This window comes from Bartonella sp. CL71SXKL, from assembly GCF_042194935.1.
Lineage (GTDB): Bacteria > Pseudomonadota > Alphaproteobacteria > Rhizobiales > Rhizobiaceae > Bartonella.
The window spans coordinates 1-6329 of record NZ_JBHINI010000034.1; the positions used below are offsets into that span (position 1 = coordinate 1).

At 34.9% G+C, this 6329-nt stretch carries 11 protein-coding genes and 1 pseudogene; 7 read left to right on the plus strand and 5 right to left on the minus strand.

What is annotated here, in order from left to right; all coding sequences use genetic code 11:
• The 4 genes from ACFILA_RS08865 to ACFILA_RS08880 all read right to left on the minus strand — a co-directional run.
• The coding region (locus ACFILA_RS08865) for a Rha family transcriptional regulator (protein ID WP_375661053.1) at positions 1 to 134 on the minus strand (134 nt) is incomplete at its 3' end.
• Positions 127 to 561 (minus strand): antA/AntB antirepressor family protein, encoded by a 435-nt coding sequence (locus ACFILA_RS08870; RefSeq protein WP_375661046.1) that lies wholly within the window; start codon positions 559 to 561, stop codon positions 127 to 129. The genes ACFILA_RS08870 and ACFILA_RS08865, both read right to left, overlap by 8 nt.
• Positions 562 to 625: 64 nt before the next feature.
• Positions 626 to 1000, minus strand: coding sequence for a hypothetical protein (locus tag ACFILA_RS08875; protein WP_375661047.1), 375 nt, complete (start codon positions 998 to 1000; stop codon positions 626 to 628).
• 271 nt (positions 1001 to 1271) lie between these two features.
• Entirely contained in the window at positions 1272 to 1625 is a 354-nt protein-coding gene (locus ACFILA_RS08880; protein WP_004859838.1) for a helix-turn-helix domain-containing protein, read from the minus strand.
• 87 nt (positions 1626 to 1712) lie between these two features.
• On the opposite strand from ACFILA_RS08880, the gene ACFILA_RS08885 reads away from it, so the two are divergent.
• Together ACFILA_RS08885 and ACFILA_RS08890 are read left to right on the plus strand one after the other, a co-directional pair.
• The gene (locus ACFILA_RS08885) at positions 1713 to 2006 is read left to right on the plus strand and encodes a helix-turn-helix domain-containing protein (RefSeq protein WP_375657577.1); all 294 of its coding nucleotides are present in this window, start codon (positions 1713 to 1715) and stop codon (positions 2004 to 2006) included.
• A gap of 65 nt (positions 2007 to 2071) precedes the next feature.
• On the plus strand, positions 2072 to 2461 hold the full coding sequence (locus ACFILA_RS08890) for a hypothetical protein (protein WP_375661048.1): 390 nt from the start codon (positions 2072 to 2074) through the stop codon (positions 2459 to 2461).
• Here the strand turns inward: ACFILA_RS08890 and ACFILA_RS08895 are convergent.
• Positions 2458 to 3027 carry a hypothetical protein gene (locus ACFILA_RS08895; RefSeq protein WP_375661049.1) on the minus strand — a complete coding sequence of 190 codons (570 nt, stop codon included), beginning with the start codon at positions 3025 to 3027 and terminating at the stop codon, positions 2458 to 2460. The two genes, ACFILA_RS08890 and ACFILA_RS08895, sit on opposite strands and share 4 nt — an antisense overlap.
• A gap of 408 nt (positions 3028 to 3435) precedes the next feature.
• Here ACFILA_RS08895 and ssb point away from each other — a divergent pair, with 408 nt between their 5' ends.
• From ssb to ACFILA_RS08920, 5 genes and pseudogenes are all read left to right on the plus strand, one after another.
• The gene (ssb, locus tag ACFILA_RS08900; protein ID WP_375661050.1) at positions 3436 to 3882 is read left to right on the plus strand and encodes a single-stranded DNA-binding protein; all 447 of its coding nucleotides are present in this window, start codon (positions 3436 to 3438) and stop codon (positions 3880 to 3882) included.
• Positions 3883 to 3893: 11 nt separating this feature from the next.
• The gene (locus ACFILA_RS08905; protein ID WP_375661051.1) at positions 3894 to 4430 is read left to right on the plus strand and encodes a hypothetical protein; all 537 of its coding nucleotides are present in this window, start codon (positions 3894 to 3896) and stop codon (positions 4428 to 4430) included.
• A 67-nt stretch (positions 4431 to 4497) separates the two neighbouring features.
• Positions 4498 to 4709, plus strand: a pseudogene (locus tag ACFILA_RS08910) (type II toxin-antitoxin system HicA family toxin).
• A complete protein-coding gene (locus tag ACFILA_RS08915) occupies positions 4706 to 5101 on the plus strand; it encodes a type II toxin-antitoxin system HicB family antitoxin (RefSeq protein ID WP_273790990.1) in 396 nt (131 codons plus the stop codon). Before ACFILA_RS08910 ends, ACFILA_RS08915 begins: the two are co-directional and overlap by 4 nt.
• Positions 5102 to 5602: 501 nt before the next feature.
• A complete protein-coding gene (locus ACFILA_RS08920) occupies positions 5603 to 6238 on the plus strand; it encodes a hypothetical protein (protein ID WP_375661052.1) in 636 nt (211 codons plus the stop codon).
• Positions 6239 to 6329 lie beyond the last annotated feature (91 nt).

Sequence of the window (6329 nt, forward strand, 5' to 3'; positions counted from 1 at the left end):
CCTAACATTTGTCGAATATCACGCATAATATGCGCATGTTGCTTACCGCATAACTCTGCAATTTCACGACTAGACATCGTTTGAACTGTTGTGTTTTGAAAATTTCTTTCAGATGTTGTGATAAAATTATGCATGCTTCACTCCGTTCGTTGTGGCAACATTGTCATTGTGCTTAATTTGCTGTCTTAGATGTCTTAAGAAATCTTCTAATGTTTCAGGATTTGAATAATCGATTTTTGAATTTGCTTTTTTTTCGCATTTCAGAAAATATTCACGCACTTGTTTACCTTTGAGACCAGGTTCACAAATGGCAATGTGTTTTGCTGTGTCTAAAGTGAGAGCATAATCTTTAAAAGGATTTCCACGTGAGGAGTTTGATAATTCTTTAGTAGAAAGTACAAAGTCGACATCTTCTCTAAAGCTAAGTTCTTTAATACAGTTTGTTATCCACTTTCTAAACTCGGTTTTTACCTCTAAAAAGGTATATAAATCACGAACGCTAATAGTTTGAACCTTTTGATGCTGAATAATATTGTATTGAGTAGCAAGAAGCTTTTCCATTACAGACCTCATATTGGTGGGATTGTTGAATGAAAGGAGGCGCTTTTAAATGCGCCCTCAGATTTTAAAGCACATCACATACACGCAAACGGTGTTGTTGTTCGTAAGTACCGTAAATCTCATCATTATATTTTTCGTCTGCGATCTCGTCTAAAAGTTCTTGGTAAGCATCACTTTCGCGTACAAAGTCATGAACCTCACTATCCTCATGGAGATGTTCGATATTTTCTTTTACATATGCTTCTGCAATTTCTTCAGAGATATCTTCACAATTATTCTCAGAAGGATTGATGCGAAAGATTTGGATTGCATCATCTACCTCATCAACAATGCTTAGAATTTGGCTTGCATCAAGTGGTCCAGACTCTGCAATGTGTTGATCTTTATCGTAAGCAACTAATAAAATTTCATTGGAATTTATAAGAATTGGCTTATCCATAATTTTTCCTCCCTAACACCTCTTGGCGATTGTTTGTGCGTGGTTTATGGAATAAATAAATACGCATAATGCATACTTGTCAACAATAAAATATGCGTTATGTGTATTTTATTTTTAACGGTATAAAAATCTTGTAAGAAGATTTTTTCTAAATGACGATTCTCATGAAAGGGGAAGGTGAATGGTTATGAAAACAATAAAAAGTGATATAGAATTAGATAACAAAATAATGCATCTGGTTTCTACATTTAGTAATGAAAGAAAAAAGCTTTTATTTTTTTTCTTCTGCATGCAGGCGATTTAAAAGGTGAAGAATTGTTTCTTTATCTGGTTGAGTTGTTTTTTGCAGTAGATTAATAATTTGCTCATCAACAGTTTGTTTTGTGGCAGGAATTGGAAAGGAGGGGCCTTCTCCCTCTCCAGTTAATAACCATCCTTCACTAATTCTAAATGCTTTTGCATATTTCGCAGATGCCCGTGATATTCCTCTTAATCCTTGTTCATGCTGTATATAGCTAGAGTAGTTCCAGCCAAAATATCTAGCTGCTTCTTTAGCACTTCTAAAACCACGCGCTAAACGCGCTTTTATTAATCTAGCAGATTGGTCTATCGTGTTACTAAGCATTTTTATCTCCTTAATATATTCATATTGCATATAATTGGTATGCATTTCGACTTGACTTTTAAGTGCTCATAATGCATATTATTTTTTATGGGAAAAATAGCAGTAAAACAGTTACGTAAAAATCTGAATTTAACTCTGAAAGAAATGGCAGCACGGTTAGGCGTCAACAAGTCAACAGTATGGCGTTGGGAAAAATATGGTGTTCCTTCAAGAGGAGCCGTTGCATATCTTCTCGAAGCGTTATGGAATGAACAATCTCCTCCAACTCCTTCTTTTGTCAAGGGTTCCACTGTTTGCATGAAGCCATGTGAACAAAATGAAATGTTGCAATCTCAATATGAAGAAAAGAATGAACATCAACAGCACCCTTCACACTCTTAAAGAAGAAAGATCAGAGATGATAGATGTCCCACAGATCACTATAAGCAAAGTCCAGTTGATTGATCTTGTTAATTGGACAGGAAACCATATATTATGGTCTCCGTTCGCCTGAAGATGCATGTTTTGAAATAAGGATAGATCCCTCATCAACAGGTTTTCTTGTCTATATGCTGCATAGTATCTTTGCGCGTGATGATAGAAAATATTTTCCGTTATTTCCGTACGATGATTTTAATCAATGGTTTTTATCTGTGTTTACGCAAGCTTTTACAACTTGGTTTGATAATTATTTTTCTCAAGAGTTGTCATCTTTTTATCGCTTAAATGAGCTGATCTTGTTTACAGCCTTAGTCAAAAGTAAGCTTGATTTCTTAAGGGATAAACTCATCGAAAAAAGAAAAGAAGAAATTGAATTAATAGATGATGCATGCAGTGTGTGTCTGAATCTGAGTTAATCCAATTTTTTAAAGTCTATGAGGTTGGTTTGTGTAGTTACAGTCATTGTTGTTTCTGGTTTCAATGGGGATGTATGAGTAATGATTAAAGTAACTTGGGCTTTTATATCTTCTTCACGCGCTGCTACAAAAATAAGGATTCCTGTGTACTTATCTTCTGAGGGAGCTATAGAAATATTAACATCGATTTCTTGTCCCGTTCGAAAATTCTCTGCTTCCTCACAGCGGCCGCGTGATTTGTGTGACGTTGGACTGGCATCAGGATTAACATATGGTGATTGCATTTGCCACCATCTTGTTTCAGGTTTGTATATGATGCCATATCCAAGAATAAAACGAGAACCATCTTTTAGCTTTATATTTAAAACGTGGATGACAGTTTGTGCATTGTTTTTTATCTTTAAACAAAGAAGCGTCCACTTGCCTTTTGTTGGCAAGTGGGGTCCAGTTATATATATGGAAGGTGGCGTTCTTAAATCCTCTACTCTTTTGTTATCTAACAAAATTTTAATATGTTCTTCTGACCATTTGGCAAGATCTTTTGTCGATATTGCTTGCTTATCCATTCTCTATCTTCTTCTCGTTTTTTTGCAGCTGTTCCAGTAGGAATGGAAGAAAAGATCATAAAGCTGTACGCTTTAGATCAAAACATGGCTTCTCTTTTAAGAAAAGAGGCTGATATTTGCCGAAAGAATTTTATAATGAGTTCTTCTGATCCACTTAACCGTGAAATTATTAGCACGTTTGTAAGTGTCTTTCACAGCAAGATCTAACAGTGTTCAAGGAATTCATGGTGAGAACGGAAAAGAAACGCTGCTTGCAAAATAAAATACCTTGATCTCCTTATTTTATACACCGTAAACATAATTTTATATGTTAAAAAACAATAATATACTTTTGAAATAATTGAAAAAATAAGCAAATTATGCTAAGATTTTGTATATATAAATTGCTAATCTAATGGGGCTACAAATATGCTAAATAAAGTGACTTTAATCGGGCGCCTTGGTGCTAATCCCGAAAGCAAAACAATGAATTCTGGAGCAGAAGTGGTTAATTTTCGTATGGTAACTTCTGAAAGCTATACAGATAAAAATACACATCAAAAAGTAGAGAAGTCTGAATGGCATTCTGTTATGATTTTTAATCCACATTTAGCAAAAATTGCACTTCAATATCTAAACAAAGGTTCAAAGGTTTACGTAGAAGGCAAATTACAGACACGCAAATGGCAAGATAAAAATGGGCATGACCGTTACACAACAGAGATTATTTTACCACAATTCAAAGGCGAGTTGTATTTGCTTGATGCAAAAAAAGAGCAATCGGCATTCCCTTCACCCATTACTTCTCAAAATTATGCTATCGCTTCAGGTGCTCAAGATTATAGAACAGCTCTTAACGATAGCGTCCCATTCTGATTGAAAAAAATATGACAAAAAGAAAAAAACGTGCAAAACGTGGTCGTCCTCGGATTAAGGGGGGTGTGAGAGAACCAAACGGACGCATCTCACGAGCAAAAACACCGCATGAACCCATGGATAAATTGGCAATTGAAATGCGTGCCAAACGCTTTGGCTTGACCATAGAAGAGGCTAAAAGTCCGCTTTCCGGTACCTATATCGGGCGGCTTTATTTGCAAGGCGAAATCAATCAAGACCAATATAATGATGCGCAAAAATATCTTGAAGTGAAAAACAATTACCTATGTGCAAAAGCATTGCCTAATGCAATTTATGATAACTTTACTCCTTCATCAAATGAGGAGGCACAAAAACGGTGGATTGAAAGAGCAACTCATTGTTATGAAGAGACGAAAGAGGTTATCAAAGAAACACAACACCTCTATAGACAGTATAATCTTTATGCTGCATTACAATATCTTGTTATAGAAGATCAATCGCTAACACATCTTGTTAGTTCTTTGCGTATTGTTCTTAATGCGCTTCATAAGCATTTTAGCCGTTAAAAAAGAATTGACATCAGATGAAAAATCATTAAAATGTGTATATATTTACATATTATGAGTTTAGGTAATGGAACAAGATAGCCGAAAAATCATTGCAAAATTAAAGCGTGATGGCTTTGAACTTATCAAAGTAAAAGGTTCTCATCATAAATTTAAAAAATATGTATAGAAAGATGATAAGGTTGTTATCGTTCCACATCCTAAAAAAATCTTCCGATTGGTACAGCACGTTCTATCGCACAACAAGCAGGCTGGTTAAAAGAAGGAGAAGAAGAATGAAAAGATTTTTTGCTCTTGTTCATAAAGATGAAGACTCTGCTTTTGGTGTTCAGTTTCCTGATTTTGAGGAACTTTTTTCCGCTGCTGATGAGGAAGAAAATTTAATCGCAAATGCAACAGAAGCACTCCAACTTTATTGTGAAGATATAGATAGAGTGCCTATTCCTTCAAAATTTGAAGACGTCATACAACGGGAATCTGTCAAAACAGCTTTGTCAGAAGGAGCTTTTTTAATACAAGTCCCCTTTATTGAAAATGATGCAGAAGTGGTACGCACAAATATATCAATTGAACGAGGGCTTTTACGTGCAATTGATAATTGTGCACAAGAGAGAGGTTTAACAAGATCTGCTTTTTTGGCAACAGCAGCCCGTCACGAGCTTAATATTTAGCTCATCAATCTGGAAAAATTTCTCACTCTCAATTTTTTTTGCAAAAGCGTGTAATTGCATATGATCCGAAAACTATTAATGAAAATCAAAAGGCGGCAGGCAAACAAAACGCTATAGTTAAGAGGGATATAACTATCATTGATATTATATACATGGCATCTAATATTTCTGGACCTGTCATTGTCTTTCCCTCCTATAATAATTTCACAATAATTTATAAAATCTAAAATGTTTTAGAAAAATCTATATATTCTATTTTAAAATAAAAAATATAGATTTTTTTGTTGACATGGTGTAAAAAATAGTATTGAATGACAGTACGGCACTAGTTGAATTGCGTCTAAAATTCAAAAATATCCCTTAAAAATTCAGTAAAATGTGAACTTGAAATGTGGCTAGAAAGCCCTGTTTTCTTGCTAGTTCTGGCTAATCAATTTTTCAAATAACAAAAATTAATATTTGACTAATGATGTCATTAATTATGACTCAAAAGGAGCAATGATGAAAGCTGTCATCACTAAGCCAATGTGTGTTATTGGAGACAATAAAAGCACTGTTCGCTTTGAACCATCAACACCCAATAATCCATTTGTTGAAGTTTCCAATCAAGTCTACGCACGTCTCAAGCGTGCAAATGCTGCTAAACCTTTTGTTGGTGTCAAGACAACAGCAAAACAAGTTGAACGCTTTACTGAAAAGCAAGTTGCAGACATCTCATCAGCCCAAATAAAGCGTATAAGAAGAGGTGTTTATATTAAAGAAAAGGCGACAGCAAGGTTTCTTGAGACAGATATCATTGGTTCTGGAACACCAATACCTCTTAAATTTTTTAAAGCAAACGAAACAAAACGCGGCGTAACTTACACACTGTTTGGAAAGAAAGAAATCTTACCCCATGGTTTTATCAAGGGAGGCAGTTTTCCAAAGCGTGTTGAATTGAAAATGGGAGGGAATGTGTTTCAAAGAGATGACGGAGATCAATTCCCCATTGCAAAACAAGAAGGACCTTCAATTGCTAAAGTGATGTCCAAGCCAGAGATTGCAAGTGCTATTGCACAATATGCCAATGAAAGATTAACCAAAAATATACAGAGACAACTTTCTCGTCAAGAATACGCTGCTAATAAGAAAGGCTAGATCATGTTCTCAAGCTTTATCTATATATTCCATATCCTTATGAGTTTAGGAATTACATATTCTTATTGCAATTTTAAAAACAGATTATCAC

Coding starts and splice junctions, on each gene's coding strand:
- ACFILA_RS08885 (WP_375657577.1), top strand. CDS start 1,713: ATGGGAAAAATAGCAGTAAAACAGTTACGTAAAAATCTGAATTTAACT.
- ACFILA_RS08915 (WP_273790990.1), top strand. CDS start 4,706: ATGAAAAGATTTTTTGCTCTTGTTCATAAAGATGAAGACTCTGCTTTT.
- ACFILA_RS08870 (WP_375661046.1), bottom strand. CDS start 561: ATGGAAAAGCTTCTTGCTACTCAATACAATATTATTCAGCATCAAAAG.
- ACFILA_RS08920 (WP_375661052.1), top strand. CDS start 5,603: ATGAAAGCTGTCATCACTAAGCCAATGTGTGTTATTGGAGACAATAAA.
- ACFILA_RS08895 (WP_375661049.1), bottom strand. CDS start 3,027: ATGGATAAGCAAGCAATATCGACAAAAGATCTTGCCAAATGGTCAGAA.
- ACFILA_RS08875 (WP_375661047.1), bottom strand. CDS start 1,000: ATGGATAAGCCAATTCTTATAAATTCCAATGAAATTTTATTAGTTGCT.
- ACFILA_RS08905 (WP_375661051.1), top strand. CDS start 3,894: ATGACAAAAAGAAAAAAACGTGCAAAACGTGGTCGTCCTCGGATTAAG.
- ACFILA_RS08880 (WP_004859838.1), bottom strand. CDS start 1,625: ATGCTTAGTAACACGATAGACCAATCTGCTAGATTAATAAAAGCGCGT.
- ssb (WP_375661050.1), top strand. CDS start 3,436: ATGCTAAATAAAGTGACTTTAATCGGGCGCCTTGGTGCTAATCCCGAA.